Source organism: Rhizobium sp. AP16 (genome assembly GCF_000281735.1).
In the GTDB taxonomy this organism is placed as follows: Bacteria; Pseudomonadota; Alphaproteobacteria; order Rhizobiales; family Rhizobiaceae; genus Rhizobium; species Rhizobium rhizogenes.
Genome location: NZ_AJVM01000008.1, coordinates 16,115 through 41,953, shown reverse-complemented (window position 1 = coordinate 41,953; position 25,839 = coordinate 16,115). Strand labels below are relative to the sequence as shown.

Annotated in this window: 27 protein-coding genes; 12 read left to right on the top strand and 15 right to left on the bottom strand. The window is 60.8% G+C overall.

The annotated features are described in order from the left end of the window. Nucleotides 1-33: 33 nt before the first annotated feature. On the bottom strand, nt 34-1,002 hold the full coding sequence (locus PMI03_RS05810) for a DUF1402 family protein (protein ID WP_309574326.1): 969 nt from the start codon (nt 1,000-1,002) through the stop codon (nt 34-36). Between the two features lie 164 nt (nt 1,003-1,166). Between PMI03_RS05810 and PMI03_RS05805 the strand changes: the two genes are divergently transcribed. Beyond that, nucleotides 1,167-1,490: a hypothetical protein gene (locus PMI03_RS05805; RefSeq protein ID WP_007690839.1), complete on the top strand. Its 324-nt coding sequence runs from the start codon at nt 1,167-1,169 to the stop codon at nt 1,488-1,490. On the opposite strand, the gene PMI03_RS05800 is transcribed toward PMI03_RS05805, so the two are convergent. Then, nucleotides 1,478-2,152, bottom strand: a complete 675-nt coding sequence (locus PMI03_RS05800) for a transglutaminase-like cysteine peptidase (RefSeq protein WP_007690837.1) — start codon at nt 2,150-2,152, stop codon at nt 1,478-1,480. The genes PMI03_RS05805 and PMI03_RS05800 overlap by 13 nt on opposite strands. Before the next feature lie 275 nt (nt 2,153-2,427). Here PMI03_RS05800 and PMI03_RS05795 point away from each other — a divergent pair, with 275 nt between their 5' ends. Next, entirely contained in the window at nt 2,428-3,717 is a 1,290-nt protein-coding gene (locus PMI03_RS05795) for a hemolysin family protein (RefSeq protein ID WP_007690835.1), read from the top strand. Nucleotides 3,718-3,855: 138 nt separating this feature from the next. After that, the gene (locus PMI03_RS05790) at nt 3,856-5,478 is read left to right on the top strand and encodes an ABC-F family ATP-binding cassette domain-containing protein (RefSeq protein ID WP_007690833.1); all 1,623 of its coding nucleotides are present in this window, start codon (nt 3,856-3,858) and stop codon (nt 5,476-5,478) included. 33 nt (nt 5,479-5,511) lie between these two features. Here the strand turns inward: PMI03_RS05790 and PMI03_RS05785 are convergent, their stop codons facing one another. Genes PMI03_RS05785 through PMI03_RS05770 form a run of 4 tightly spaced genes read right to left on the bottom strand, consistent with a single transcriptional unit; the run spans nt 5,512 to nt 9,749 of the window. Continuing rightward, on the bottom strand, nt 5,512-6,531 hold the full coding sequence (locus PMI03_RS05785; protein ID WP_007690830.1) for an OmpA family protein: 1,020 nt from the start codon (nt 6,529-6,531) through the stop codon (nt 5,512-5,514). Then, on the bottom strand, nt 6,525-7,505 hold the full coding sequence (locus PMI03_RS05780; RefSeq protein ID WP_007690828.1) for a hypothetical protein: 981 nt from the start codon (nt 7,503-7,505) through the stop codon (nt 6,525-6,527). Before PMI03_RS05780 ends, PMI03_RS05785 begins: the two co-directional genes overlap by 7 nt. After that, entirely contained in the window at nt 7,505-8,323 is an 819-nt protein-coding gene (locus PMI03_RS05775) for a hypothetical protein (RefSeq protein WP_007690827.1), read from the bottom strand. Before PMI03_RS05775 ends, PMI03_RS05780 begins: the two co-directional genes overlap by 1 nt. After that, nucleotides 8,301-9,749 (bottom strand): hypothetical protein, encoded by a 1,449-nt coding sequence (locus tag PMI03_RS05770; RefSeq protein WP_007690826.1) that lies wholly within the window; start codon nt 9,747-9,749, stop codon nt 8,301-8,303. The genes PMI03_RS05775 and PMI03_RS05770 overlap by 23 nt, the downstream gene beginning before the upstream one ends. Nucleotides 9,750-10,014: 265 nt before the next feature. Here PMI03_RS05770 and PMI03_RS05765 point away from each other — a divergent pair, with 265 nt between their 5' ends. Beyond that, entirely contained in the window at nt 10,015-11,031 is a 1,017-nt protein-coding gene (locus PMI03_RS05765) for a ketopantoate reductase family protein (RefSeq protein WP_007690825.1), read from the top strand. Nucleotides 11,032-11,119: 88 nt separating this feature from the next. Here the strand turns inward: PMI03_RS05765 and PMI03_RS05760 are convergent, their stop codons facing one another. Together PMI03_RS05760 and PMI03_RS05755 are read right to left on the bottom strand one after the other, a co-directional pair. Continuing rightward, complete coding sequence (locus PMI03_RS05760) at nt 11,120-12,121, bottom strand: LuxR family transcriptional regulator (protein ID WP_039973641.1); 1,002 nt, start codon at nt 12,119-12,121, stop codon at nt 11,120-11,122. A 32-nt stretch (nt 12,122-12,153) separates the two neighbouring features. Then, nucleotides 12,154-12,339, bottom strand: coding sequence for a hypothetical protein (locus PMI03_RS05755; protein ID WP_007690821.1), 186 nt, complete (start codon nt 12,337-12,339; stop codon nt 12,154-12,156). 262 nt (nt 12,340-12,601) lie between these two features. Here PMI03_RS05755 and PMI03_RS05750 point away from each other — a divergent pair, with 262 nt between their 5' ends. The 5 genes from PMI03_RS05750 (at nt 12,602) to PMI03_RS05730 (ending at nt 14,862) form a co-directional block, all read left to right on the top strand. Next, a complete protein-coding gene (locus PMI03_RS05750) occupies nt 12,602-12,829 on the top strand; it encodes a hypothetical protein (RefSeq protein ID WP_007690819.1) in 228 nt (75 codons plus the stop codon). 14 nt (nt 12,830-12,843) lie between these two features. Next, the gene (gene dapA, locus PMI03_RS05745; protein WP_007690817.1) at nt 12,844-13,785 is read left to right on the top strand and encodes a 4-hydroxy-tetrahydrodipicolinate synthase; all 942 of its coding nucleotides are present in this window, start codon (nt 12,844-12,846) and stop codon (nt 13,783-13,785) included. A 142-nt stretch (nt 13,786-13,927) separates the two neighbouring features. Then, the gene (locus PMI03_RS05740; RefSeq protein ID WP_034518426.1) at nt 13,928-14,119 is read left to right on the top strand and encodes a hypothetical protein; all 192 of its coding nucleotides are present in this window, start codon (nt 13,928-13,930) and stop codon (nt 14,117-14,119) included. A 31-nt stretch (nt 14,120-14,150) separates the two neighbouring features. Beyond that, on the top strand, nt 14,151-14,420 hold the full coding sequence (locus PMI03_RS05735) for a hypothetical protein (protein ID WP_007690815.1): 270 nt from the start codon (nt 14,151-14,153) through the stop codon (nt 14,418-14,420). A gap of 109 nt (nt 14,421-14,529) precedes the next feature. Continuing rightward, on the top strand, nt 14,530-14,862 hold the full coding sequence (locus PMI03_RS05730) for a DUF1883 domain-containing protein (RefSeq protein ID WP_007690814.1): 333 nt from the start codon (nt 14,530-14,532) through the stop codon (nt 14,860-14,862). A 71-nt stretch (nt 14,863-14,933) separates the two neighbouring features. On the opposite strand, the gene PMI03_RS05725 is transcribed toward PMI03_RS05730, so the two are convergent. Then, entirely contained in the window at nt 14,934-16,250 is a 1,317-nt protein-coding gene (locus PMI03_RS05725; protein ID WP_007690813.1) for a replication-associated recombination protein A, read from the bottom strand. Next, the gene (locus PMI03_RS05720; protein ID WP_007690812.1) at nt 16,247-17,650 is read right to left on the bottom strand and encodes a DegQ family serine endoprotease; all 1,404 of its coding nucleotides are present in this window, start codon (nt 17,648-17,650) and stop codon (nt 16,247-16,249) included. The genes PMI03_RS05725 and PMI03_RS05720 overlap by 4 nt, the downstream gene beginning before the upstream one ends. A gap of 175 nt (nt 17,651-17,825) precedes the next feature. Between PMI03_RS05720 and PMI03_RS05715 the strand changes: the two genes are divergently transcribed. Then, nucleotides 17,826-18,191 (top strand): lysozyme inhibitor LprI family protein, encoded by a 366-nt coding sequence (locus PMI03_RS05715; protein ID WP_007690811.1) that lies wholly within the window; start codon nt 17,826-17,828, stop codon nt 18,189-18,191. Nucleotides 18,192-18,266: 75 nt separating this feature from the next. On the opposite strand, the gene ilvD is transcribed toward PMI03_RS05715, so the two are convergent. Next, nucleotides 18,267-20,105 (bottom strand): dihydroxy-acid dehydratase, encoded by a 1,839-nt coding sequence (gene ilvD / locus PMI03_RS05710; RefSeq protein WP_007690810.1) that lies wholly within the window; start codon nt 20,103-20,105, stop codon nt 18,267-18,269. A gap of 355 nt (nt 20,106-20,460) precedes the next feature. On the opposite strand from ilvD, the gene msrP reads away from it, so the two are divergent. Beyond that, nucleotides 20,461-21,411 (top strand): protein-methionine-sulfoxide reductase catalytic subunit MsrP, encoded by a 951-nt coding sequence (msrP, locus tag PMI03_RS05705; protein WP_007690809.1) that lies wholly within the window; start codon nt 20,461-20,463, stop codon nt 21,409-21,411. Beyond that, nucleotides 21,411-22,064: a protein-methionine-sulfoxide reductase heme-binding subunit MsrQ gene (gene msrQ / locus PMI03_RS05700; RefSeq protein ID WP_007690808.1), complete on the top strand. Its 654-nt coding sequence runs from the start codon at nt 21,411-21,413 to the stop codon at nt 22,062-22,064. Before msrP ends, msrQ begins: the two co-directional genes overlap by 1 nt. 31 nt (nt 22,065-22,095) lie before the next feature. Here msrQ and PMI03_RS05695 read toward each other — a convergent pair whose 3' ends face one another. From PMI03_RS05695 to PMI03_RS05680, 4 genes are read right to left on the bottom strand one after another with little or no spacing between them, the layout of a single operon-like run. Next, the gene (locus tag PMI03_RS05695) at nt 22,096-22,986 is read right to left on the bottom strand and encodes an HlyD family secretion protein (protein WP_007690806.1); all 891 of its coding nucleotides are present in this window, start codon (nt 22,984-22,986) and stop codon (nt 22,096-22,098) included. Further along, nucleotides 22,983-23,192, bottom strand: a complete 210-nt coding sequence (locus PMI03_RS05690; protein ID WP_007690804.1) for a DUF1656 domain-containing protein — start codon at nt 23,190-23,192, stop codon at nt 22,983-22,985. The genes PMI03_RS05695 and PMI03_RS05690 overlap by 4 nt, the downstream gene beginning before the upstream one ends. A gap of 4 nt (nt 23,193-23,196) precedes the next feature. Then, nucleotides 23,197-25,269, bottom strand: coding sequence for an FUSC family protein (locus tag PMI03_RS05685; RefSeq protein ID WP_007690802.1), 2,073 nt, complete (start codon nt 25,267-25,269; stop codon nt 23,197-23,199). Further along, nucleotides 25,266-25,742: a MarR family winged helix-turn-helix transcriptional regulator gene (locus PMI03_RS05680; RefSeq protein ID WP_007690800.1), complete on the bottom strand. Its 477-nt coding sequence runs from the start codon at nt 25,740-25,742 to the stop codon at nt 25,266-25,268. The genes PMI03_RS05685 and PMI03_RS05680 overlap by 4 nt, the downstream gene beginning before the upstream one ends. Nucleotides 25,743-25,839: the final 97 nt, after the last annotated feature.

Here is a 25,839-nt window from a genome sequence, read left to right as displayed (position 1 = left end):
GTCGGCATCGCTGCCTCACCCGCCTTCCGCCATTCATGACCCGGCCAACAGGCCCTGAAGTTCCGTCAGCTTGTCGTTGACCAGCCAGCCGTAATAATTCTCCTCCGGCAGCTTGCGACCACCGGGCTTATCGGCATCCTGCCGGAGCGACAGCGCCCGGCGACGCGGCTGGCCGACATTGTATAGCGTCGCGGTCAGGCCGGGATTGTCGGAGATATCGAAGCCCTGATCCCGGTAGGCCTCTATGGCATCCTTGATGATCGCGGCGATGTAGAGAACGCTGCGCGCCGGATCCATGATGTCGCGATAGATCGCCTGCGGATCGTCCGGCGATAATTTCGCCAATCCGCTGGTGGCATGCACCCGGTCGGTGACCTCCAGCGCCGTCAGCGGGCTGATCTGCCCGAGGCCGAAGGTCTGCCCGGCATAGAAGGGCTGAAAGAACGCTCGCTGGAACGTCATGTTCTCATAGGAAATGCCGTCGATGGTCTTACCGCGAAAATTCTGATCCCACGTCTCGTCGCGGCATTCCCAGAGTTCGGTGCTGCCGGTGAAACCATTGCAACGCGCAAATTCCGGCCTCTTCACGAAGGACTGCACGGACGTGCCCTTGTAGCTGAACGTGAAGTCCGCCTTCGAATAGGCGAGCGCCTTGACATAGTAGGACTGAACCCTGTCGACGATCGTGATGTTGTAGGTGTGCTCGCCGACAAGGGCGCCAATGATGTGGATCGGATCGATCTGATAGGTCTCAGCTGCCTTCTTAATCTGCTGCATCAGGCTTTTGTCCTGGCGGAGCACCGTGAGGATCTTCTCGTATTTCTCCTCATAGGTCGTGGAGAAGGCCTTGGCGCGCATCGCCGATGTCGAGGGGATCGCAGGCTGCTCGGAATTGCGGTTGCCGGGAGGCACGCGCACCATGTCCTGGGCCGCGCAAGTGGAGGTAATGGCAAGAAAAAGGATGAGGCTGGTCGCCGAAATCTTCGATAGGCTTGTTCGCATTTGATAATCGCTCTCGTAAAAGGCCCCGACCACAGGACCGCCTTCATATTCGAACAAGCTCCTGAAACAAGGCTGAGCGGTTCTTCCGTGAGACGAATCGCAATAAACTTTAGGTGACGTGGCACTTGCCCACGCACGAATCCACGACTTCAGAGAGGAACCCGGTGAACCATCTTTTCGTGACCGGAGGCATTCTGCTTGCCGCAGCACCTGGCGCCGCAATTCCGACGATGGACGATGTTCCGGCACTTGCCGCCGCCGCGATCGTGCGAAGGATAGATGTCCCGATGTCGGCCATCCACATATCGAGCACCAAACCCAGCACCAAAATGCCCGGGTTCGTCGTCTGTGGGATCATCAACGAGCAATCCGCCGGTGGGGACAAGAACGAGCGCTTCTTTGTCGTCATACCCGGTGACTTCGCAATCCTCGACCGCGACGGGCAGAAGCTCGTGGATACCTACTGGTCTGCCAATCAGTGCAAGTGATTTGCCATGGCCTTGCTGATCATGGCAAGTTCTTCGGGCGTGCGGCCCGGCTCAAGACGGAGCCAGACATTCGGATCGTCAGCGGATTGCCGCTTGATATAGGTGTAACCCGTCCCGCTCCACGTCTTCACGGCATCGGTCAGATTGTCCAGAACGAGATCGCCGTCGTTCGTTCGCGCCATCAGCACGAGATGCCCCTCATTGTGCTTGTCGAGAACGACCGTCAGCAGCAAGGCCGAACGGGGCCAGCCCGCCTCTATGAGAAGCTTCCTTTTCAGCAGAACATAGTCGTTGCAATTGCCCATGCCGTCATCGGGATAGGTCCACCAGTTCATGATGCCTAGCTTGTAAATTCCATAATGGTCGTCATCTCCGACGCCCTGGATCTCATGATTGACCAATTGGTTGATCTGCAGCAGCTCCGCCCGGCGGTCCTCGTCGACTTTTGCGAATTCTTCGCTCTTCTGCCCTGCGGCACATTCGGCGGGTTGGGCGTCGCAGAAGCTGATCCAGCCGATCGGCACGGTCGTTCTTATGGTGACACGCGCAAAGCTATGCGGCTGCGAGCCGGACATATTCCCTGCGGGCTTCGCGATGGTCGCGCCCGAAAAGAACAAAAGCCCGGCTAGAAACAGAATGCATGTGACGAGTAACGATCGCATCTTTGGCTCCATGAACGACGCCATGAAGCCGAAAGCCCGTCAAATTTATTCAAAAGAAGATTGTTCGCATTTTAGGTTTCCTGCGTTTTTCACCCGACAGAGCCATCGAGATCGATCGCATGTTAAAAATTCTCCGAACGATCAAAACCGGCAGTCGGCCTTCTTTTGAGCCCCACAACCGGCCTCTCGAGGATATTATGCCGCCCTTCCCACTGGCGCGGCGGGGCATTGATGCATATCTTCACCGGCATCCTCATCAATTATAAGAGCCGGTTTTGTTTCTCGAAATTTCAATCGTCGTCCTGCTGACCATCCTTAACGGTGTCCTGGCAATGTCGGAGCTTGCCGTGGTTTCCGCACGACCGGCACGTCTCAAGGTTCTTGCGGATCAGGGCAGCAGAGGTGCCCGCCTGGCGATCAGACTGATCGAGCACCCCGGCCGCTTTCTGTCGACGGTCCAGATCGGCATCACGCTGGTCGGCGTCCTCTCCGGCGCGTTCTCAGGCGCAACGCTCGGCGCCCGCTTCACGAACTGGCTGGTCACCCAGGGCATGTCCCAGGGGTTGGCCGACGCCCTCGGCGTCGGAACAGTCGTCGTGGCGATCACCTATCTCTCGCTGATCGTCGGTGAACTCGTGCCGAAGCAGATTGCGCTCCGCGCGCCCGAGACAGTGGCCAGCAAAGTCGCCCCGGCGATGACCGTTCTCTCGAAGCTCGCCTTGCCGCTGGTCTGGCTTCTCGATGCGTCCGGCCGTCTGGTGCTCAGCCTTCTCGGGCAATCCGGAAAGGGTAGCGACGGCGTCACCGATGAGGAGATCAAGACCATTCTTGCCGAGGCGCAGAGCGCCGGCGTGATCGAGAGCGAAGAATCCGCGATGATTTCGGGCGTCATGCGGCTGGCGGACCGGACCGCGCGAGCGCTGATGACCCCAAGGCGCGAGGTCGAGCTGATCGATGTCGATGACAGTGCGGAAGAGATACGCACACAGCTTCATCGCACCAACCGTTCGCAGCTTCCCGTGCGCAGGGGAAGTTCCGACGAGGTTCTGGGCGTTCTGTTCGTCAAGGATTATTACGACGCGATGTCCACCGACGGCCGCGCCGATATCAAGGCGCTAACGCGCGAGGTTCCGGTCGTGTCGGATCTTGCCACCGCCAACACCGTCATCCAGATGATCCGCACGTCGCCCACCGACATGGTCCTCGTCTTCGACGAATATGGGCACTTCGAAGGCGTCGTTACCTCCGGCGATATCATGGAAGCCATCATGGGGGTGTTCCAGACCGAACATGGCGAAGAGCCGGCAATCGCGCGGCGCGACGACGGTTCCTATCTCGTCTCCGGCTGGATGCCGATCGACGAATTCTCGGAATTCATGAACATCCCGCTCGACGAGGATGCCGAGTATCAGACCGTCGCGGGTCTGGTGCTGGAGGAACTGAAACATCTTCCGGAACTCGGGGAGAGTTTCAGCAGGAACGGCTGGCGTTTCGAAGTCATCGATCTTGACGGCCGGCGGATCGACAAGCTTCTGCTGTCACCTGAAAAGACCGAGGCTGCATAGCATCGACCCGGCCGACTGTGCTCTTCTCGTACCGGCGGCAATTTTCGACGGACCGGATGGCTGAAAACCTGGGACAGACCGAGAGACACATGGCATAAGGGCGCCAAAATCTCTCTCTTCGGGCCTCGCGTAGACAATATGATCCGTATCGAAAATATCAGCAAGCAGAACAGCCACCGCATCCTCTTCATCGAGGCGTCCGCAGCGCTCAACAGGGGCGAGAGCGTCGGGCTCGTCGGTCCCAACGGGGCCGGCAAGACGACGTTGTTCCGGATGATCACCGGACAGGAGCTGCCCGACGAAGGGCAAGTCTCCGCCGATAAGGGCATCACCATCGGCTACTTCAACCAGGATGTCGGTGAGATGGAAGGCCGCAGCGCCGTCTCCGAAGTCATGGAAGGCGCGGGTCCGGTCAGCGTCGTCGCCGCCGAATTGCGCGATCTTGAGGCCGCCATGGTCGATCCCGATCAGGCCGACAACATGGACAAGATTATCGAGCGCTACGGCGAAGTGCAGGCGCGCTACGAAGAGCTGGACGGCTATGCTCTGGAGGGTCGCGCTCGCGAAGTCCTGGCAGGACTGAGCTTCAGCGAAGAAATGATGGACGGCGATGTCGGCGCGCTGTCGGGCGGCTGGAAGATGCGCGTGGCGCTCGCCCGAATTCTCCTCATGCGCCCCGATGTCATGCTGCTCGACGAGCCGAGCAACCATCTGGATCTCGAAAGCCTCATCTGGCTCGAAGAATTCCTGAAGGGTTATGAAGGCGCATTGCTGATGACCTCGCACGACCGCGAGTTCATGAACCGCATCGTCACCAAGATCATCGAGATCGATGGCGGTTCGCTGAACAGCTATTCGGGCGACTATGAGTTCTACGAACAGCAGCGGGCCCAGAACGAGAAGCAGCAGCAGGCGCAATTCGAGCGTCAGCAGGCGATGCTCGCCAAGGAAATCAAGTTCATCGAGCGCTTCAAGGCGCGTGCCTCGCACGCTTCTCAGGTGCAGAGCCGCGTCAAGAAGCTGGAGAAGATCGACCGGGTGGAGCCGCCCAAGCGCCGCCAGACGGTCGCCTTCGAATTCCAGCCGGCCCCGCGCTCCGGCGAAGATGTCGTCAATCTGAAGAACGTCCATAAAAAGTACGGCAGCCGGGTCATCTACGAAGGGCTGGACTTTATGGTACGGCGCAAGGAGCGCTGGTGCATCATGGGCATCAACGGTGCCGGCAAGTCCACCCTGCTGAAGCTGGTTGCCGGCTCGACGCAGCCGGACGAAGGCAGCGTTGCCTTGGGCGCCAGCGTCAAGATGGGTTATTTCGCCCAGCATGCCATGGATCTTCTCGACGGCGAACGCACCGTGTTCCAGCAGCTCGAACACGACTTTCCGCAGGCGGGCCAAGGGTCGCTGCGCGCGCTTGCCGGATGTTTCGGGTTTTCCGGCGACGATGTCGAGAAGAGATGCCGGGTGCTGTCGGGCGGCGAGAAAGCGCGTCTGGTCATGGCGATCATGCTCTTCAACCCGCCGAACCTCCTCGTGCTCGATGAGCCCACGAACCATCTGGACCTCGACACGAAGGAAATGCTCATCAAGGCGCTGTCGCAATACGAGGGCACCATGCTGTTCGTCTCGCATGACCGACACTTCCTCGCAGAGCTCTCCAACCGCGTGCTCGAGCTGACGCCCGAAGGCATCCACCAATATGGCGGCGGCTATACGGAATATGTGGCGCGTACAGGCCATGAGGCGCCCGGTCTGCATAGCTGAACATAAGAGCGAGAGCTTTCGCGGCGAAGGTCGCTAGTGCGTGCTGACGCTGACAGGCAGAGGGGTTGACCCGTCGACCACCGCGACAGGCGTCGTCCTGCCACGGACGCGGATCTCGATGCGGCGGCGGGTTTCCACGGCTCCCGCCTGCCCCGCCGAGATCGTATCGCCCGGCAGGATCAGCTGAGCCGCCGACATTGGCAGGATCGTAGCATTCTTCAGCTTGGGATTGGCCTTCAGCACATTGGCAACGGCGATGGCGCGGGCCAGCCCCAGCCCGGCATTGTCGGCCGGCTCGACGGCCGATATCGGCAACCTGCCATCCATGGCGCCGATCAGCGTGTCGTCGAGGTTGGAGACCCTTCGCGCCACCGGCTGTTCGTCCGTATGGCCAATCACCTCGACGATATTGGCATCGTAGTCGTTGAGGTTGCCGGCGATCTCATCGGCGACGGTGGTATTGAGCAACTGCACGAACGTCCTGGTCAGATCGGTGCTGCCCGACTGAAAATAATTCGTCCTGACATCCTCCAGATTGATGATCGGAGGCCATTCGTGGGGGCCTGTCCCGCCGAGCCCTGCCGCCAGAAGCCTGTCCACTTCGTCGGGCGCCTTGGCGAGCGCGACGCCGTGCTGCTTCAACACTGCCGCAACCTTGGCAAGCTCTCGCAAATCCTCGGGCTTCGTTCCCTCCGTGCCTATGCTGTCCAGCGTCTCGCGCGCCAATACCAGCTCGCGCCAGTCCTTTTCCAGCTTCGCCTGATCCGCCGGAGAAAGGTCGCCGGACTTGAGCTGCTTTTGCAGCTGTACGATGAGATAGCTCTGCTCGGACCGCTTCTGTTCCAGAAGAACAAGCTGCTGCTCGGCATTCTTCAGCTTGCGCTCTGCCTCATAGCGCTGGCTTCTTTCTCGCGAAATCATCGCCGCTGCGACCAGCAGCAAGCAAAAGACCAGGAGCAGCATGGATTCAGCCATGGTCAAGCCGAGGATAAGGCCACGATTGTAGCCCCTGTGTTCCAGCTTCGGCTTGGCGTCCGTGGCGCGTATCACCATAGATGCCACCGGCGTTTACGCCCAGCCGTCCCGGAAAGTACCTCATTATGCATGAGCACATCCTCGGCACCGGATGACCTCTCCGGATGTGGATCAACCACTTTGAGTTCGGGCGACAGTGGCCGTCCCGGCAGATCGGCTATACGGTTCAACGTCCGCTCGATATTCTGCAGCGGCTGCAATTGTGCCTCGGCCATGTCCTTGATGGCGGCGATGGCCGGCGCGAGCTCGGCCCGGACCACATCTTCCGGCGCGCGGATATCCTCGAGCTTCTTGCCGACCGTTTCGACGGCGGTGCCGAATTTGCCGATGATCTCGGATAGCTGCGATGTCGTTTCCGTCAGTTGCGCCGCCGCCTCGTTGATCGGCTTGACCGCCTGTTTCGCCAGGACTTCCAGGATCTTCTGGATTTCCTCGCCATTGCGCTCGGCCTGGTGCGCAATCTCCTCGAACCCCTCCGACAACATTTGCTGGCTGACGCGCCTATAGTGGGAGAATTCACGCGAGGAGGCGTCAAGCTCCGTACGCACACGCCGCGTCATCTCGGCCAGCTCATGGCGGGTACTGCGCTCGATGTCGATCGGGTCGCGCCGCATCTGGTTGAAGAGAATGCGCAGCGTCACGCCGGCGATGGTCGAGGTGACGGCAATGCCGAAATTGCGGACGATCGTCTCAATCGAGGTCTCACCGGCGAAGAGATAGAGCGAGACGCCGAGGCTCGACAGGGTGAACAGGAAGCCCATGTAATAAAGATTGTCGCCCGTCTGCTCGTTCTGGAGGCGGAATCCGGCGAAGGCCAACGAAGCGACGAAATAGATCGCCATCAGCAGCAGCGGCACGCCGGTCACGACCGGCAGCGACCAACCCAAGAGCTTGGAGGTCCAGATGAAGATCATGCCGCCGATGGTGGTGGAGGCGAAGAGGACCATCGGCCCGTAGTCGCGCATGGCGAACCTTGCCTCAGCATCGGCCATCAGCGTATCCCCTCCAATCGGACGAAGCCGTCGAAATAGCCATTGTTGTTCTTGATCCACTGCGCCCAGAAATTCGCAAGATCCTCCATACTGAACTTCGTATTCGGCCTTTGAAAGGCGATGATCTTGACCATGACACCATCCAGTGACGTCCGGTACTTGTCGCGCGCGGGGCTCGCCTGAAATTTCTGGTAGGAGGCGCCATCGCGATAGTTCGAGAAGGCGTCGGTGTGCTCCAGCATGTCGGAAGCGATGTAGAGATGCTTCGGCGTGCCCGGAGCGGCGCTTGCGAAGACCTCCAGATTGATCTTCTGGATCGCGGCCATGATCGGCGACAGCTTGCCCGCCTCGCCGACGTTCAGCTTACCGGCGATATCGGCAAGCGGCTTCTGGAATCCCTTCTCCCAGCGCGCCTGCGCCAGCCGTGGATTGCTGGTCCATTCGTCGACGTTGGCGCCGCTTCCAGGATTGCAGCCGTGGAAGGTCTGGATGAGCTCGCCCTCCTTCGCCGTCAGCGCGTAGATATCGATCGCGCCGCCGACCGGCACATCGGCGACGATCTTCTGGAACTGGTTGCGCAGGTCGAGCGCCGTCGTGTCCGATATCGGATCGGTGACGTCTAGCAGGATTGCCGTTTCCGACTTCGGTCCGTCCACCGGGCAAAGCGATACCTGGTCGACCGCGACATTGCCATTCGCCTTGTAGCGCAGCCAGCCATAGGCGCCGACGATGCCGAGCGACAGGACGGCAAGGCAAACCGTCGCGATGATCAGACCCGCCGAGCTGCCGCCCCGGCTACGCCGCTTGCGTCGCGCCAATGGTGCTCTCCGGGAAAAGATTGTCGAGCTTGTGATACTTCTCGATGGCGCTCTCGAATTCGTCGCCGATCCGTTTGATCTGCTCGCTCAATTCGGCCTGCGCGCTCTGGATACGTTCGCCAAGCAATTTGTCATCCCATTCCTCGTTGCTATGCAGCACCGGCACCAAGCGCTCAAGCTGATAGCGGGAGGCGAAATAGGCTGGCTCAGGCTCCGTGCGCGCGCCTCTATTGGCCTCGCGATAGATGGTCAGAAGCGTGTTGGCGGTGCGCTCGAGATGATTTTGATGTTCGGCGAAGAGACCGGCCGTCCGGGCGCGGTGGGCGAGGATCGCGGCGGTCTCCTGGCGGCGCATGCTGAGATCGCGGATGATCGCCTCGATCTTGCTGTTGTGTTCGTCGCGGATATCCCGGAGATCGTCGATCAGATCGAGCTTGCGGTCGATATAGCTGCTTCTCGCCGCATCGAGGCGCTTCTGCACGCCGGCAAAGCCTGGATAAGGATCCGTCAGGTAGCAGCCGTCGATGAAGGCAAAGAGCGAAAACATCAAGCCGACGGCAAACAGCATCCAGGAATTCAGCTCCTGCAGGCCGAGCGGCGCGGTCTTCAGCCGCTGCATCACCTCCACGCCCGCGCCGGAGAGAATGGTTGCCGACACCTCGCGGTAATGCGCCAGCGCGATGTTGATCGCCAGCGCCACGGCGACGTAGGCGACCAGACCAAGCAGGCCGAGCAGCTTCAAAAGAAACGACCGGTGCACGAGGAAACGGACGCAGAAGAATGAAAACATCAGCGCCGCGCCGATGTTCAGGAAGGCGAAGGCCGCCGCTTCCGTCACGCCGCCGACGACACCCTGCTCGCTTCCCTTGGCAAGAAAGCTGCCGTTCATCACCATCTCGATCAGGATCAGGAAGACGATCAGCGCCACCTTGAAGCCCCAAGCAGCCTTGCTGGAAATCTTCGCCGCACGCTGCAACCTGTGCCTCGACTTGAAGTCCACCAATTCATCCTCGGCGGTCTTCAGACTGCGGCGCAGGCCGTGCAGCTCATCGACGCCGCTCGCGACCTCCGCCTTGAAATCCGAAATGCTCGACGCATTCGCTTGCCGGATCAGCCCGAATTGCCCCTCGAAATCAAGATTGCGCAGGCGGCTGTCGAAGGTCTGGAACTGATCCTCGAGGATCTGATGCGAGCTTTTCTTTTCCGTCTCGATCCAGGCGACCATATTCTGTTCAGTCTCGTCGAGGGATTGCGCGATCGGCCCCGGCCGGTTGAGCCTGCCGGCGGTCGCACCCTTCTCCTTTAGGCTGAGTGTCGTGCTCAGCTTCTCGACATCGACGACGGGAAACACATCGGTCGAGGCCCGAAAATCATGGCTGGTCTCCCGAACGGTCTCCCAGAGGCGGTTTAAGGCTTCAAAACGCAACGATCTTCCCCAGGCGAAACTATCAACTTTAGAAGGACTAGTGATAGACCGATACCGTACCGGTTGTCCCTGGTCCAGAGCAGTGCCGGCGAAGTTAAAACGGGATTGTGGTAAAGAATAGCCCGAAAGAACCTTGCCGGCCGGGAGGCTGCCGCGGTTGACGGCAAAGGCCCGGGATTTTTGTCGCCAGCCTCAATAAACCACTCGCCAAATCATCAAGATCGCCTAATTTGCTCCAATCGCGACAGAGCCGGAGATCAAGACCATGACATCCTCCCCCCTCAAGAATATCTGTATTTACGGTGCCGGCGCGCTTGGCGGCGCGATTGCGGCAAAACTGGCTTCAGGGCTCGGGGAACAGGCCCGCATTTCCGTCATTGCGCGCGGCGCGCATCTGGATGGCATTCGCACGCAGGGTATACGCCTCTGGGAGGCCGGGGCGAACAGCCCGCTCATGGCACAAGTGACGGCGACCGACGATGCGGCGGAGCTACCGCCGCAGGACCTTGTGATCACGGGGCTTAAGGGCCACCAGCTCGGTGCGGCAGTGCCCGGCATCGCCAAGCTGCTGCACGCCGGCACCCGCGTCATGATGATCCTGAACGGCATACCCTGGTGGTATTTTCATCGGGACCAGCAAAGCGGCCATGCCGAGCGCCAGATGGAGGAGCTCGACCCGAACGGCGACCTCTGGCGATCGATCGGCCCTGAGCGCGTTATCGGCTGCGTCGCCTATCAGGGCGCGGAGGTCATCAATCCCGGCGAAATCGAGCTCAGCAATAACGGCCATTTCATCCTCGGCGAACCCTCGGGCGAGACATCAGGCGACATCGAAGCGATTGCGGCCCTGCTGAAGCAGGCAGGTGTCAACATCTCGATCTCGCCGCGCATCCGCGACGAAATCTGGAGCAAGCTGATGGGCAACGCCGCCTTCAATCCGATCAGCGCGCTGACACGGGCGCGGATGTCGGAAATCATGGCCAACCCTGCCCTCTCGGCCATGGTCGGTGCGGTGATGCGCGAGGTGAAGGCGGTGGCGGAAGCCCTGGGGTCGAAAATAGCGATCTCCATCGAGGAACGCCTCGAGCGCTCCCGCCACATCGGCCCGGTGCGAACCTCCATGCTGCAGGATCTGCTGGCCGGCAAGGCGCTGGAAATCACACCACTGGTCGGCACCGTCGTTTCGCTCGGCAAGCTGACGGGTGTGGCAACGCCGACCTCGGCGACGATCCTGGCGCTGGTGACGCAATTGGACCAGGAGAATTTACGGACGGCAGAGTAGCCGTCAGCCGCCCTGATGCTGAGGTGGGAATCTGAAGGGTTCTGTGAGGTCCGCTCGCGGAGCGTGTCGCAGTCTGCAAGCTGCAGTGCTACTTGTTGGGCGCGTTGACGCTGAGCAGCGAACGCACCAATGCAGCCTGGCTACGCACACCGGTTTTGTCGAAAATGCGCTGCAGCTGAGTGCGTAGCGTATTGACGCTAACTGCCAGGAGGCCGGCTGCCTCCGCGAGATCGTGGCCATCGACGATGAGGCGGGCAAGCTTGACCTGCGCGGGTGACAAACCATAGATCTCCCGTGCCCCATCTATCCGGCGGGCGACCGTCTCCGCATCGTCGAACGACACCAGCGCCTTGCCATCTTCGAGTAGGAGGACCCAGCAGTGCATCGGTATCCCCGCCGCGTCCTCGCCAAGGGCCACCGCCCAGGCTTGCTTCGGCGATAAGCGTAGCCGTGTCTGGCCCTGCAGTTCGCGAAAGGCCAGCCGGACGGCGTCACGAAGCGCGGGATCGTGTTCGCGCCGCTGGGCGCGGAGGCATCCGGCGGCGACGGCGAGTCCCTGATGGTCGCGTATCCGCTCTTGCGCGAGTCGGTTACTCCACAGGATACGCCTATCGGCATCGACCTCAATCAACGGGGAGTTCGCCTGTTCGACAGCGCTCTCCATCATCACCATGCAACTGATCTTCCAGATACCATCGACCCGGTGCAGGATTTTTAGCATGCGCTTCAGATCGCCGTTGGCGTTGGTGCCGATCTCGTCGTAGGTGACCCAGGCCATATTCCCGGCAACGATGACGTTGACCTTCTCCCACCGAACGCGCTCCGAAAAGAGGTGTTTCTCCGGAAATCGCTCCACGATCGTCTTAAGTCGCGCGGCGATCGCGTCCCAGCCTTCGTCGACCCGGATGCCCAGCGAGACGAAGGAGTCCATCCGCCGGGTCTGCGGCGATTGCACCCAGTGGCTTGCCACTGCCTCGAAGTCCCGCTGCAACCAGGCCTCGGTCTCGCTGCGGATCATTGCAATGATCGCGGCCTCGCCAGCCTCGCTTTCGTCCATTCCACGATCTCCGGTGACCTCGGGTCGCAGCATAACACGCTGATATCTCGTGGTACTAGGCTGCCTCAGATCAGGGTTATGCCAAGGATCAGGATCACGCCAACCATTATCGTGACCGACCCAAGCAGTCCCGAGCTCAAGCGCGGCAGAGCGATCTGGTTCGAGTAGTAGCGGTCCTCGGCCCAAGCACTTATCCGCACCGGTCGGGGCCTGGTGTGAATGTGTGTGATGGCGAGACTGTAAATGTCCATGATTTCCTCCGCTCCTGACGCTTTGATCCAAGCATCTTGGCATGGAGAGGTACCCTGACTTGTCATGCGAGCGGACGACAGCGGACAGGTTTGCAACAGGCTTGGCCTTTCACCCCGACCCCTTCCCCATTTGCACGGGAAAGGGAGTTACAGAGCCACCACCCGCATCTTTATATCCCACTTATTTCTTCGCCTCTCGCCGCGAATGGATTTCCTATGCCGCTCGGCGTTACCCTTACGGTCGAATGTAGAGGTAAACGTCATGCTTGACACACATTCTCCCAATCTGACCGAGTCCATCCGCTTCCTTGTCCACGACAGCGACAAGAGACACCATCGCATTGCCGCTTCCGTCCCTACCGATAAGGTCCAGCCGAAACGCCGGCTCCGCAACCGGCAGGTCCGCGAGAAGCGCACCTTCTATGCGATGTTTGCCTTCGGGCTGCTGCTAGGCGCCCTCGAGCTCTTCATCGTGCTGCACTATCTCTAAGCGGCCTCAGGATCATGACCAGAACAGCCTTGCAAAGGCGCATTGGCGGCGCGATCACCGCGCTCGTCACACCGTTTCGGGATGGCGCGCTCGACAGCGTCGGTCTGATGGCGCATGTGGAGTGGCAATTGCTCAGCGGCATCGACGGGCTGCTTGCCTGTTCGCTGACCGGCGAAGGCCCGGTGCTTGACGAAGCCGAGCGGGCGCGGATCATCGAGATCTGCGTCGAACTGGCGGAGGGACGAGTTCCGGTCATCGTTGCCACAGGCACCAATGATACGGCAACGACCATCGAAGAAACGCTGCAGGCTGAAAAGCTTGGCGCCGACGCCGCCTTCGTCACCCTTCCCTATTATTCCAAGCCCACCCAGAAGGGCATTGTCCATCACTTCGAGCGGCTGGCGGAAAGCACCGACCTGCCGCTGATCATCCACAACCTTCCTTCCCATACCGCTGTCGACCTAACGCCGATGACGGTCGCGCGACTGGCGGAAATCCCCACCGTCATCGGCATTGCCGACGGCAGCGGCGACCTCGCGCGCATCGGTGCCTGGCGGCCATCGCTGCCGGGATGGATCGGGCTCTATTCGACACATGATGTGACAGCGCTCGCCTTCACCATTGCCGGTGGATGCGGATCGTTTTCGAGCGCCGCCAATATCGTGCCGCGGCTTTTCCACTCCATGCAGATGTCGGCCGAATGTGAGCATCTGGCGGCGGCGCGGCTGATCGAGGATCGGCTGCGGCTGTTGTTCACTGCACTTGCGTGCGAAAGCGCCCCGGCGACAGTGAAGCATGCGCTAGCCTTGATGAAGGATATGAGCCCCGATGTGCGCCTGCCGTTGATCGGCGTCGAGGCAGAGACCGATGCAGCAATCCAGACGGCCATCGCTTCGCTTCGACTGGATTGCGATCATCGCGCTCCCGCGCCGCTGGCATTCCGCCTAGGTTTATAAAAGCGCTCTATCCCTATGAGATTTTTATATTTTAGCCTTTCCTGCCAAATGGAAATCATACCGCATAGCACATAGATTTGAGTGCGTGGCGCTCGCGTCGGTCAGGATCGACAGCAGCGCCGGTGACACTTGGAAAGGAACTATGATGTCACGCTACATCGAATACGGCACTGCCGCTGACCCACTCCAACGCTCTCGTGCAGCTGCCAAGGCCATGCGCCCGGCCCGTTCGCATGCGCTGCAAGACGGCCTTCTCGCCATTGCGCCGCGGCTTGCCCTTGTCGTTCTCGGCGCCGGCGTCGTCCAGGTGCTGATGCACTGGGCCGTCAACTGAGCCTATCGAAGCGAATTTACGAGAGAAAACCATGGCAAACGCACAGCATATCCAGCGCCGCACGGCTCATATGGCCGCTTCACCGGCACCCGCCCGCTTCACCGTCGGCCGCGACCGGCGTGGCAGCTGGATCGTCCAGGACCGGCAGGGCCTCGTCGGCGGCCTGTTCGCCAATGAAGCGGCAGCGCTGCATTTCGCGGCGGAAGAGTGCAATCATAATCCAGCCGATATCTGCCGCGCCCCGGAAGGCTCGGTTCTCGATCTCAACGGCCTCGTCATACCCTTCTCCAACCTGCATTAAGGCGGGATAGTTCAAGAAACTCTTCGACCGCCTCGCGCGCCCGGCCCAACGCTTCTTTAACCCACGCTTGGGTAAAATAGCGGCCGGGTGCCATCAGAGTGAAAGCGCAATGTCGAAGCCTGCCTTCCGTTATAGCCACTACGATCTCAAGGAGCAGCGTGCCGGAACAGTGATCGAAATCACGTTGTCGGCCATCGCCAATGTCCGGCTGATGAACGGCTCCAATTTCCAGCGCTTTACGGAAACTCTGAAGCATCAGTTTCTCGGCGGCGTCGCCAAGAAATCGCCAATCCGGTTGACGATACCGGAGACCGGCCATTGGCATCTGGTGGTCGACATGGAAGGCCATAACGGCTTGGCGGAATCGAGCGTCAAGATGATTGAGAAGGCGCCTGCTCCGCGTATGCAGAAGACCGGATCGCAGACCATCACCAACCGGTGACACCTAGTCTATCTCATTGTCTCTACGCAATTCCGGACGGAAAACCGCTGCGCACTTTTCCTGGCATTGCTCTAGCGCTCGCCGCGCTCCTTGCGCAACTTCGACCACCAGTCCAACCGCTTGCGGATTTCGCGCTCGAAGCCGCGCTCCGGCGGATCGTAGAAGGTCTGGCGGCCCATCTTTTCCGGAAAATAGTTCTGGCCTGAAAAGGCATCCGGCTCGTCGTGATCGTAGCGGTAGCCGTCACCATAGCCCTCGGTACGCATCAGCTTCGTCGGCGCATTGAGGATCTGTTTGGGCGGCAACAGCGAACCATTTTCCTTGGCGGCCTGGGTGGCAGCCTTGAAGGCCGTGTAGAGGGCATTCGATTTCGGGGCGGTGGCGAGATAGACGCAGGCTTGCGCCAGCGCCAATTCCCCTTCCGGCGAACCGAGATAATCATAGGCGTCCTTGGCGGCGTTGCAGATCACCAGCGCCTGCGGATCGGCAAGCCCGATATCCTCGACCGCCATCCGCACCAGCCGACGCCCAAGATAAAGCGGGTCTTCGCCTGCATCGAACATCCGAGCGAGATAGTAGAGCGCCGCGTCGGGGTCGGAGCCGCGCACGGATTTATGCAGCGCCGAAATCAGATTATAATGGCCGTCCTGCGCCTTGTCGTAGACCGGCGCACGGCGCTGCACGATCTTCACCAGCGCGTCCGGATCGAAAAGCTCATCCTTGCGGGCGGCGCGCCAGACTTCTTCCGCCAGCGTCAGCACCGAGCGGCCATCGCCATCGGCCATGCGGATCAGGCTGGCGCGGGCGTCCTCGGTCAGCGGCAGCGGCTTGCCTTCCGTCTTTTCCGCGCGGCTCAGCAGCTCCGCCAGACTTTCCTCGTCGTGCGAGCGAAACGTCAGGACGCGGGCGCGGGACAAAAGAGCGGCGTTGAGTTCGAAGGACGGGTTCTCGGTCGTGGCGCCGACCAGAATAACGGTTCCGTCCTCCATGACGGGCAGGAAGCTATCTTGCTGAGCGCGGTTGAAGCGATGGATCTCGTCGACGAACAACAGCGTCTGGCGGCCATCCATGCGGCGCAGGCGCGCGGTTTCGAACACCTTCTTGAGATCCGCGACGCCGGAGAAGATCGCCGAGATCTGCTCGAAGGCGAGACCCGCCTCGCCCGACAGCAGCCGCGCCACCGTCGTCTTGCCGGTGCCGGGTGGCCCCCAAAAGATCATCGAGCCGAGTGAACCGGATTCGATCATCCGCCGCAGCGCGCCGTCCTCGCCGGTCAGGTGTGACTGGCCGGTGACATCAGCCAGGGTTTGCGGCCGCAGACGATCGGCAAGAGGCCGCTTGCTGGCGACCCCCTCCGGTATCTTCGGTGCAAACAGGTCATCGCTCATCGAAAGAATTGCCGTATGCGCTGGCCGTCGCGTTCGATCTCGACGCGCCAGAAGCTTGGATTGCCGCTAACGGCCTGCTGTAACACGTCGGTCGTGGTGATGGCGACGCCGTTGACGGAAATAATGATATCCTTCGGAGCGAAACCAACGCGATCGGCCGGTGAATTCGCCTTCAGGCTCTCGACCACGACACCGGCCGTATCCGGCGCCAGGTGCAGCTCATCAGCGACACGCGGCGACAGATTGGCGACCGTTACGCCCGCGAAGGGGTTGTTACCCTGAATGAGCTTCTCTTCGCGTGGCGTGGTCTCTGGCGCGGCGGCGAGCGTCATGCTGGCCTGATGTTCCTTGCCGCCATCCAGAACCGTCAAGGTCACGGTGGCGCCGAGGCCGGCCGTCGTCAGACGGTAGCCCAATGCGTCCGGATGCTCGACCGGGATATTGTTGAGGGCGGTGACAACTTCGCCCGGCTTCAGACCGGCCTTCGCCGCCGGCCCACCGTCAATCACCTTGGTCACCAGCGCACCGCGCACCTTGTCGAGGCCGAGCGCTTCGGCAACGTCAGATGTCACCGGCTCAAAGGAGGCGCCGATATAGGGCCGGTCGAAAGTTTTGTCGCCACGATCGGCAGCAGCGAGGAAAACCTTGACCAGATTGGCGGGGATGGCAAAGCCGATACCGTTGGAGCCGCCGCCCTGCGAGAAGATCGCCGTGTTGAGACCGATCAGCTCGCCGTTCATATTCGCAAGCGCGCCGCCGGAATTGCCGGGATTGATCGAGGCGTCGGTCTGGATGAAGAAGCCGACCTCGTTCTTCACCTGATTGCGGGCAAGCGCCGAGACGATACCGCTCGTCACCGTCTGGCCGACACCGAAGGGATTGCCGATCGCCAGCACGAGATCGCCGACTTCAACGCCATCGGAATTGCCGAGCGGCAGAATCGGGAAGGTCTCGTTCTTCGACTGGATCTTCAATACCGCGAGATCGACCCGGTCATCTTTCAGGATGACCTTGCAGGGAAATTCGCGGCCGTCCGACAGCGCGATCTTGATATCATCGGCGCCATCGACAACATGATTATTGGTGATAACGGTGCCGTTTGCTTCGACGATGACGCCGGAGCCCAGCGAGGATTGCTTCTCCGTGCGATTCGGCATGCGTTGGCCAAAGAACTGCTCAAAAAAGGGGTCGCCGGCAAAAGGCGATTGCCGCTGCACCACCCGCTCGGCATAGACGTTGACCACCGCGCCGGCCGTCTGCTTCACCAGCGGCGCGAACGACAGCTGCATTTGCATCTGGCTTTCCGGCACCGACTTCGCAGTCTGCGCCGCGGCGGAAAGCGGCATCGCCATGATGAGGGCAATCATCGAAACGGCAGTGCGCTTCAGCAGGACCTGCATGGAATTTTCCTTTTTAAATGCTCTTGAAACAACGTTGTAGCGCCCAACACTAGAAAGAAAAGAGGGCGGAAGCATGAAGCATAGATGGTCGTGCGCGCTCATAAAAAACAGTTGGAATGAACAAAACTGTGTGATTGCGCATTTCACTTCGGAAATCGACAGATGGAGTGACCTTATGCGACCAAACAACCTGACGGCAGCCTTCCTCATCACCTCTCTCACCCTGCTTAGCACCCTCTCCGCGACCGGCACATCCCGGGCCGCGAGCTTCAATTGCGATGCGCAGAACCTGCAGCCTGACGAGAAGGCGATCTGCGATGTGAGGGCGCTCAACGATGCAGACGTGAAGATGGTGACGACCTTCGACCTGCTCTCAGGCCTGCTCGCCATGGGTTCGCGTGGCACGCTGCAGGATGAACAGTCCGCCTGGTTGAAGAAGCGGCAGGCATGCGGCGCGGATGTCGGATGTTTGACGTCGTCTTATCAGGAGCGGATGAAGGAGCTGGATGAGACGTATAAGAGGATCAATCGGCCGATCTAAAAGTAAAATCGCCCCAAAAGACAAAACCCCTGATTTGTAATCAGGGGTTTTGCGCTTGCTTTAGATGGTCGGCTATTACTTCCCGCCCAGATCCCTGACGGCGCCGCGGTCCGCGCTGGTCGCAAAGGCCGCATAGGCCTTCAGCGCCGTGGTGACATTGCGCTTGCGCTTTTCGGCCGGGAACCAGCCCTTGGCGTTCTGGGCTTCGCGGCGGGCGGCGAGTTCGGCCTCATCGACGCGCAGGCTGATCGTGCGGTTCGGGATATCGATGTCGATCATGTCGCCTTCGCGCACCAGGCCGATCGTGCCGCCGTTGGCCGCTTCGGGTGAAGCGTGGCCGATAGAGAGGCCCGAGGTGCCGCCGGAGAAGCGGCCGTCGGTGATCAGTGCGCAAGCCTTGCCGAGGCCCTTCGACTTCAGATAGCTGGTCGGATAGAGCATTTCCTGCATGCCCGGGCCGCCCTTCGGACCTTCATAGCGGATGACGACGACGTCGCCGGCCACGACCTGGTTGCTGAGGATGCCCTTGACGGCCGAATCTTGGCTTTCGAAGACCTTGGCAGGACCGGAGAATTTCAGGATCGATTCATCGACACCGGCCGTCTTCACGATGCAGCCGTCGAGCGCGAGATTGCCCTTCAAGACGGCGAGGCCGCCATCCTTGGAGAAGGGATGCTGGGCATCGCGGATGACACCCTTTTCACGATCGAGATCAAGCTCTTCCCAGCGCGCGCTCTGGCTGAAGGCAACCTGCGTCGGGACACCGCCAGGGGCAGCGCTGAAGAGCTCCAGAGCCGCCTTGTTGTCGGTCACCGCAATATCCCATTGCGCCAGCGCCTCGCCCAGCGTTGGGGCGTGGACGGTCGGCAGATCGGCATTCAACAGGCCGGCACGGTTCAGTTCGCCGAGAATCGCCATGATGCCGCCGGCGCGATGCACGTCTTCCATGTGAACGTCTGCCTTGGCCGGTGCCACCTTGGAAAGGCAGGGAACGCGCCGGGACAGGCGATCGATGTCATCCATGGTGAAATCGATTTCACCCTCATGCGCTGCCGCAAGGATATGCAGCACGGTGTTGGTCGAGCCGCCCATGGCGATGTCGAGCGCCATGGCATTCTCGAACGCACCCTTGCTGGCGATTGTCCGCGGCAGTGCCGTGACATCGTCCTGCTCGTAATAACGCTTCGCGAGAGCGACGACACGGCGACCAGCCTCGAGGAAGAGTTCCTTGCGGTCCGAATGGGTGGCGAGCGTCGAGCCGTTGCCGGGCAGCGACAGGCCGAGCGCTTCCGTCAGGCAGTTCATCGAATTGGCGGTAAACATGCCGGAACAGGAACCACAGGTCGGACAGGCCGAGCGTTCGATGACGGCGACGTCCTCGTCGCTGATCTTGTCGTCGGCGGCAGCGACCATGGCATCGACCAGATCGAGCGCGACCTTCTTGCCATGCATGATGACCTTGCCGGCTTCCATCGGGCCGCCGGAAACAAAGACCGTGGGGATGTTGAGGCGCAGCGACGCCATCAGCATGCCGGGGGTGATCTTGTCGCAGTTGGAGATGCAGACCATGGCGTCGGCGCAATGGGCGTTGACCATGTATTCGACGCTGTCGGCGATCAGCTCGCGCGAGGGCAGCGAATAGAGCATGCCGTCATGGCCCATGGCGATACCGTCGTCGACGGCGATGGTGTTGAATTCCTTGGCAACGCCGCCGGCCGCTTCGATTTCGCGCGCGACAAGCTGGCCGAGATCCTTCAGATGGACGTGACCCGGCACGAACTGGGTGAAGGAGTTGACCACCGCAATGATAGGCTTGCCGAAATCGCTGTCCTTCATACCCGTGGCGCGCCAAAGGCCGCGCGCGCCCGCCATGTTGCGGCCGTGGGTCGTGGTTCTGGAACGATAAGCTGGCATGGTGTATTCCTCGTCGTCTCGGAAATTGTGAGGCGCCGGCCGGCCCTGGCTTTGCGCCAAAGGGAGCGCCGACATTCCTGCTTTTTGGAATTGTCCTAATCCAATCGCACAGGACTGTCACTATCAACTCAGCCGAATCCGGTACGCCGTAAGGGCAAACCCGGCCTCGAGCCGTTTGTCGGGCGTATTCATCGGCCAAATGACGTGAACACGCGAGCAAGCCGTTTCATCGATCACGGACAGACACAAAAAATTGGTTTCCGTTCGAAAGAAATACCGGCGTAAGACCGTAACAAATCGTGCGTCCCGTACGTAGAGGTCGTATTATCTCTATGATCGCTGAAAGGACTATAGCATGCCTTCCTACCGCCCGCCAAAGATCACCTCCTCCGAGATCACGCCGCGCTCGATCTATCTCAGGCGCCGGGAGTTCCTGACGGCGGCGGCAGCCAGTGCCGGCGTGGCCATCGCCGGCGGCAAGAGCGCGCTGGCGGATCCGCTGACCGCGACGAAGAGCAACTATACGGTCGACGAGAAGCTGACACCGATCAAGGATGTCACCACCTACAATAACTTCTACGAATTCGGCCTCGACAAGGGCGACCCAGCGAAGCTTTCCGGCAACTTCAAGCCGCGCCCGTGGACCGTCAAGGTCGACGGCATGGTCAACAAGCCCGGCACCTTCGACATCGATGCGCTGATCAAGGAATTCCCGCCGGAAGAGCGTGTCTACCGCATGCGTTGCGTCGAGGCCTGGTCGATGGTGATCCCGTGGGATGGCTTCCCGCTTTCGGCCTTGCTCGACAAGGTAGAGCCACTCGGCAGCGCCAAGTTTGTCGCCTTCGAGACGGTCGTGCGGCCCTCGGAAATGCCGGGGCAGTCAGGCCTCCTCCAGTCCCTGGACTGGCCCTATGTCGAAGGCCTGCGGCTCGATGAAGCCCGCAATCAGCTGACGCTGCTCGCCGTCGGGCTCTATGGCGAAACGCTGCCAAACCAGAACGGCGCACCGATCCGGCTCGTCGTGCCGTGGAAATATGGCTTCAAGGGCATCAAGTCGATCGTGCGTATCACGCTCACCGACAAGCAGCCGATGAACACATGGCAGGTGGCCAACAGCCAGGAATATGGCTTCTACGCCAACGTCAATCCGGCGGTCGACCATCCGCGCTGGAGCCAGGCAACCGAGCGCCGCATCGGCGAAGGTGGTTTCTTCAGCGCCAACCGCCACCCCACCTTGCCCTTCAACGGTTATGCCGACCAGGTCGCAAGCCTCTATGCCGGCATGGATCTGAGGGCGAATTTCTGATGGCCGTCTCTCTCGCTCTGCCCAAACGCTGGCAACCCGCTTCCGTCTGGGCGCTCTATGTCATCGGGCTGATACCGGCGGCATGGGAATTCTATCTCGGGGCCACCGATCAGCTCGGCGCCGATGCGGTGAAGACCTTCGAGCTGTTCCTCGGGCTTTGGGCGATCCGCTTCCTGCTGCTGACGCTCGCCGTCACCCCAGCGCGAGATCTGTTCGGCTGGAACTATCTGCGCTATCGCCGTGCGCTCGGCCTGCTCTGTTTTTACTACGCGCTGATGCATCTGGCTGTTTACATGATCCTCGATCAGGCGCTCGACGTCGGAGCGGTGATCGACGATGTGCTGAAGCGGCCATTCATCATGTTCGGCATGGCGGGACTGGTGATGTTGCTGGTGCTGGCCGTGACCTCCAACAGTTTCTCGATCAAGCGCCTCGGCAAGAAATGGATCTGGCTGCACCGGCTGGTCTATATCATCGCCGCCTGCGGCGCGTTGCATTTCGCGCTGTCGACCAAGATCCTGTCGCTGGAGCAATATATCTATATCGGCCTGCTGATCGCCATGATCCTCTACCGGTCGTATCGACCGATCATGATGGAGAGACGCAGGGCGGCGCGGAAACCGGTTGCAGCGTCCAGTTCCAGAGCGGCCTGAACTCGGCCGCCCTGTCCTTTTCACACGACGTTCATTCCGCAGCACTGGCGATCTTGGCCTGGGCCTGTTCCTGCACCTCGACGGTTGCCGTCAGCCCGGCAATCAGCTTGGTGCCGTCTGGCACCTTGTCGAGCGCAATGCGAACCGGCACGCGCTGCGCCAGGCGAACCCAGCTGAAGGTGGGCGTGATATTGGCAAGCATGCTGCCGGAGGTGCGCTCGCGATCCTCGATGCCGTTGGCGATGCTCTCGACATGGCCGGTCAGCTTTTCGGTCTGGCCCATCAGGTGGATGGAGACCTCGTCTCCGACATGGATCCGCGGCAGTTTGGTTTCCTCGAAATAGCCCTCGACGCGCAGGGAATCGCTGTCGATCAGCGCCACTTCAGCGCTGCCGGCCGTCACGTAGTCGCCCGGACGCAGGCTCAGGTTCGAGATCCTGCCGTTCACGGTGGCGCGAACCTCGGAGCGATCGAGATTGAGCTGGGCGAGATCGCGACTGGCTTGCGCCTGACGGAAGGATGCATCGGCCTGCTGCTCGGCGGTCAGCGCCTGCTCTTTCTGCTGCAGGGAACCTGCGTCGCCGAGACGCGACTGCCGCTGGTTTTCGCGATGGGCCTGATCGAGCGCGGCTTTGCTGCTTTCCAGCGCAGCATCGGCCTGCGCCAGCGCAATGGCGAAGCGCTCCCGGTCTACACGGAAGAGGACATCGCCCTTGTTGACGGTCTGGTTATCCTTGACCAGCACGTCGCTGACAAGACCCGCGACATCCGGCGCGATGCCGACGACATCGGCGCGCAGGCGCGCATCGCGCGTCCATGGCTCATCCATGTAATGCCCCCAGAGCTCTCGGCCGACGAAGACAGCTCCGACGACAAAGATAAGGGTAACGAAAAGGCGGCCGATCATTTTGAACGTGTTCATGTGAAGTACCAACGGGAGAGTGAGGAAACCGCGCCGAGCAGCAGGACATAGAGCGCGAGATCGAAGAGACCGCGATGCCAGACCAGGGCATAGGCCCCAACCCTTGCGAGAAGGCGACGGAGGGGAATGACGGCGAGCAGCGTCACGAGCATGAGGACAAGGAGGCGTGGGATATAGACGCCATAAAGATCGAATTCTGCGGGCATGATGTTACTCGGCTGCGATGGAAAGAGGTGAGGACGTATCCGACATGGGCGGCTGCCAGCTTTGCGGCGGCTCGGCATGGGGAAAGAGCGCCCGGCGCAGGCCGACCAGGGCATCGAGGCTAGGACGGCCCGCCGACCCATCCCGGAGCGCAATCGCTTCCAGGCTGTTGTCGATAGACTGGCGCAATCCATCCGATGGATCGATGGCCTGCCCCGCCTTTACCCGCGAGCGATAGAAATCCGCGACACCGGAAAGAACCGTGCCCACCGAAGATGCGCCGGCGGTGCTGAGCTGCGGGCGTTCCTTCTGCAACATGAGCGCGTTGAAGCCCAGGCGAACGTCGGCATAGCCGTCGACCTTTTTCAGTTCGCGGTCCTCGACTGCGGCAAGGCGGGGAACGAGCTGGCCGAGGCGATCGAGGATGCGGCCGGACAGACGCGTATGATCGCCCCTCCGCGCACCGGCGGCGGTCTCGGCAAGATCGCTCCAGCCGGCCCGCACCAGCCGCGATGCGGCAAGTTCAGAGCCGAACGGCCGCGTCAGTTGCGTCCAGACCAGCGCGAAGCCGACGCCTGCCAAGGCGGCGATCGCGCCATTGATGAAAGTGCTGAAATCGGCCGTATAGTGATCCTGCAGTGCGATGAAGGTGGCGCCGTTCACCGTCAGCAGCATGGCGAGCATGTTCGACTGCGGCCGCGGGATCAGCAGGCCGATTACCAGGAATGGCGGCGCGAATGCCAGCACGAGCAGTTCGTAGCTGTTGATGCCCGGCAATATGCCAAAGAGATAGATGAAGGCGATCACCAGGCTGAATGCGGTCCAGACGAACATCGAGGTGATGAACGGCGCCGGACGATCAAGCGCGGCAAAGAAGGAACAGGCGACGGCGGCCATGGTCACGAAGCCGGCGCCATCTTCCCAGCCGGTCACGATCCACAAGAAGCAGGCCATGAAGATGCCGACGACAACCGAACCGGCGGAGAAAGCCAGCAAGGCATAATCATAATGCCGGCTGCGCCCGACGACGTCGCGATGGCGAAAAGCGGGGCGCCAGGAACCAGCTCGCTTGCCGGCGACGATCTCATTGCGCAGCGTCAGGCAATCCTGCCACAGATCGACGATTTCCTTCAGCCGTGCGAGCGCACTGGAGAGCACAAGGTCATCCCAGTTCAGATCGGGATCGGCATTCTGTAAAGCCTCGATCTTTCCGGAGAGGAGGATAGCCGTCTTATCGGTCTCGCCCTTGCCACCTTGGGACAGCCAATCGGCCACTTCGTTCATGACCGCGAGGAGTTCAGGAGGCAGGGCTTTCTCCCTCGCCTTCAACGCATGCAGGCGATCGGCCAGCGATGAGAAGAGCGGCAGCAACATCAGGAGACGGCTGCGCAGCTCGCGGGAATGGCGGACGATATCGCGGCTGCCGGCATCATAGCCGAGCTGGCTGATGATGAGATCGAGGCCGGTGACATCTGAGGCAAGCTTCTGCCGCTTCAGCGGCGTGGCGGGCGAAGCACCCTCCCCGCGCAGGATTTCATCGGCCCAGCTGCCGGCATCGTCGAGCCATGTCGTGATGCGCTGACCAAGGACCGAGCGTACGCTGGTCGGGAAAAAGACGGCGCTGACGACGCTGGCGCAGGCAATGCCAATGAGGATTTCTTCCGAGCGGGCAAGCGCAACGTCGAAGACTGTTTCCGGAGCGCCGACGGTCGGCAGGGCGATCATGGGCAGCGTGTATCCGGCCAGCATGAAGACGTAGCTGCGCGAGGTCCGATCAAGCATCGATATGAACAGCAGCGTGCCTGTCCACAGCGCGATGACGATGGAAAGGAGCATAGGTGCATTGACGAAAATCGGAACGAAAAAGACGGCGGCGGAGGCGCCCAGGAGCGTGCCGAGCGCGCGAAAGAGCGCTTTCGAGCTCGTTGCCCCCGCAAGCGGATTGGCAACGACGTAGACGGCCGCCATCGCCCAGTAAGGGCGCGGAAGGTCCAGAGACAATGCGATGAAGAGCGCGAGCATAGCGGCCACAAAGGCCTTGCCGGAAAACAGCCAATCACGCCAGGACGGGAGGCTCATAATGCCTCCTCGCGCTGTTGATTGGTTCCGGACGCCTTCGGCGCCTCGAAATCTTCGAAGGCCTGCAACACACGGATCGCGGCTTCGATATCGGCCTTATCGACATTGGCGAGGATCCTGCCGCGCAATTCGTCGAGCGTCTCCTCCATGCGCGTCGCAAGTGCCTCACCCTCTGTGGTCAGCCACAAGCCTTTCGCCCGGCGGTCCGTCGGATCGTCCTTGCGCACGACAAGCCCGAGACCTTCGAGCTGATCGAGCAAGCGCACCAGCGACGGGCCTTCGATGCCGACATAATTGGCAAGAACCACCTGCCGCACCCCGCCGCCGAGACGGCCGATCCACAGCAATGGTGCGGCGGACGCCTCCGAGATCCCATGGGAACTCAGGACAAGGTCAACGACCCGCCGCCATTGGCGGCCGGTCGTCAGAAGGTTAGCCGTGAAGATTCGCTGGAGAGCGTTAAACGATTTCATGGCTATCTATTAGCATTAAATTAGTTAGGATTCAAACGATCTCATGAAAATGAGCCTGCCAAAACGGAAATGCAGCTATGCAATCAAGGATGAGCGA

Bases quoted from the DNA above. Each gene is read 5' to 3' on its own strand.
- PMI03_RS05685 (WP_007690802.1), bottom strand. From the start codon at position 25,269: ATGAGCCTCCCGTCCTGGCGTGATTGGCTGTTTTCCGGCAAGGCCTTT.
- PMI03_RS05725 (WP_007690813.1), bottom strand. From the start codon at position 16,250: ATGAGCGATGACCTGTTTGCACCGAAGATACCGGAGGGGGTCGCCAGC.
- PMI03_RS05690 (WP_007690804.1), bottom strand. From the start codon at position 23,192: ATGCCCGCAGAATTCGATCTTTATGGCGTCTATATCCCACGCCTCCTT.
- PMI03_RS05720 (WP_007690812.1), bottom strand. From the start codon at position 17,650: ATGCAGGTCCTGCTGAAGCGCACTGCCGTTTCGATGATTGCCCTCATC.
- PMI03_RS05735 (WP_007690815.1), top strand. From the start codon at position 14,151: ATGGCAAACGCACAGCATATCCAGCGCCGCACGGCTCATATGGCCGCT.
- PMI03_RS05755 (WP_007690821.1), bottom strand. From the start codon at position 12,339: ATGGACATTTACAGTCTCGCCATCACACACATTCACACCAGGCCCCGA.
- PMI03_RS05780 (WP_007690828.1), bottom strand. From the start codon at position 7,505: ATGGCCGATGCTGAGGCAAGGTTCGCCATGCGCGACTACGGGCCGATG.
- PMI03_RS05695 (WP_007690806.1), bottom strand. From the start codon at position 22,986: ATGAACACGTTCAAAATGATCGGCCGCCTTTTCGTTACCCTTATCTTT.
- PMI03_RS05810 (WP_309574326.1), bottom strand. From the start codon at position 1,002: ATGCGAACAAGCCTATCGAAGATTTCGGCGACCAGCCTCATCCTTTTT.
- PMI03_RS05750 (WP_007690819.1), top strand. From the start codon at position 12,602: ATGCTTGACACACATTCTCCCAATCTGACCGAGTCCATCCGCTTCCTT.
- msrQ (WP_007690808.1), top strand. From the start codon at position 21,411: ATGGCCGTCTCTCTCGCTCTGCCCAAACGCTGGCAACCCGCTTCCGTC.
- PMI03_RS05785 (WP_007690830.1), bottom strand. From the start codon at position 6,531: ATGGTGATACGCGCCACGGACGCCAAGCCGAAGCTGGAACACAGGGGC.
- PMI03_RS05765 (WP_007690825.1), top strand. From the start codon at position 10,015: ATGACATCCTCCCCCCTCAAGAATATCTGTATTTACGGTGCCGGCGCG.
- PMI03_RS05730 (WP_007690814.1), top strand. From the start codon at position 14,530: ATGTCGAAGCCTGCCTTCCGTTATAGCCACTACGATCTCAAGGAGCAG.
- PMI03_RS05760 (WP_039973641.1), bottom strand. From the start codon at position 12,121: ATGCTGCGACCCGAGGTCACCGGAGATCGTGGAATGGACGAAAGCGAG.
- ilvD (WP_007690810.1), bottom strand. From the start codon at position 20,105: ATGCCAGCTTATCGTTCCAGAACCACGACCCACGGCCGCAACATGGCG.
- PMI03_RS05680 (WP_007690800.1), bottom strand. From the start codon at position 25,742: ATGAAATCGTTTAACGCTCTCCAGCGAATCTTCACGGCTAACCTTCTG.
- dapA (WP_007690817.1), top strand. From the start codon at position 12,844: ATGACCAGAACAGCCTTGCAAAGGCGCATTGGCGGCGCGATCACCGCG.
- PMI03_RS05740 (WP_034518426.1), top strand. From the start codon at position 13,928: ATGATGTCACGCTACATCGAATACGGCACTGCCGCTGACCCACTCCAA.
- PMI03_RS05790 (WP_007690833.1), top strand. From the start codon at position 3,856: ATGATCCGTATCGAAAATATCAGCAAGCAGAACAGCCACCGCATCCTC.
- PMI03_RS05715 (WP_007690811.1), top strand. From the start codon at position 17,826: ATGCGACCAAACAACCTGACGGCAGCCTTCCTCATCACCTCTCTCACC.
- msrP (WP_007690809.1), top strand. From the start codon at position 20,461: ATGCCTTCCTACCGCCCGCCAAAGATCACCTCCTCCGAGATCACGCCG.
- PMI03_RS05800 (WP_007690837.1), bottom strand. From the start codon at position 2,152: ATGCGATCGTTACTCGTCACATGCATTCTGTTTCTAGCCGGGCTTTTG.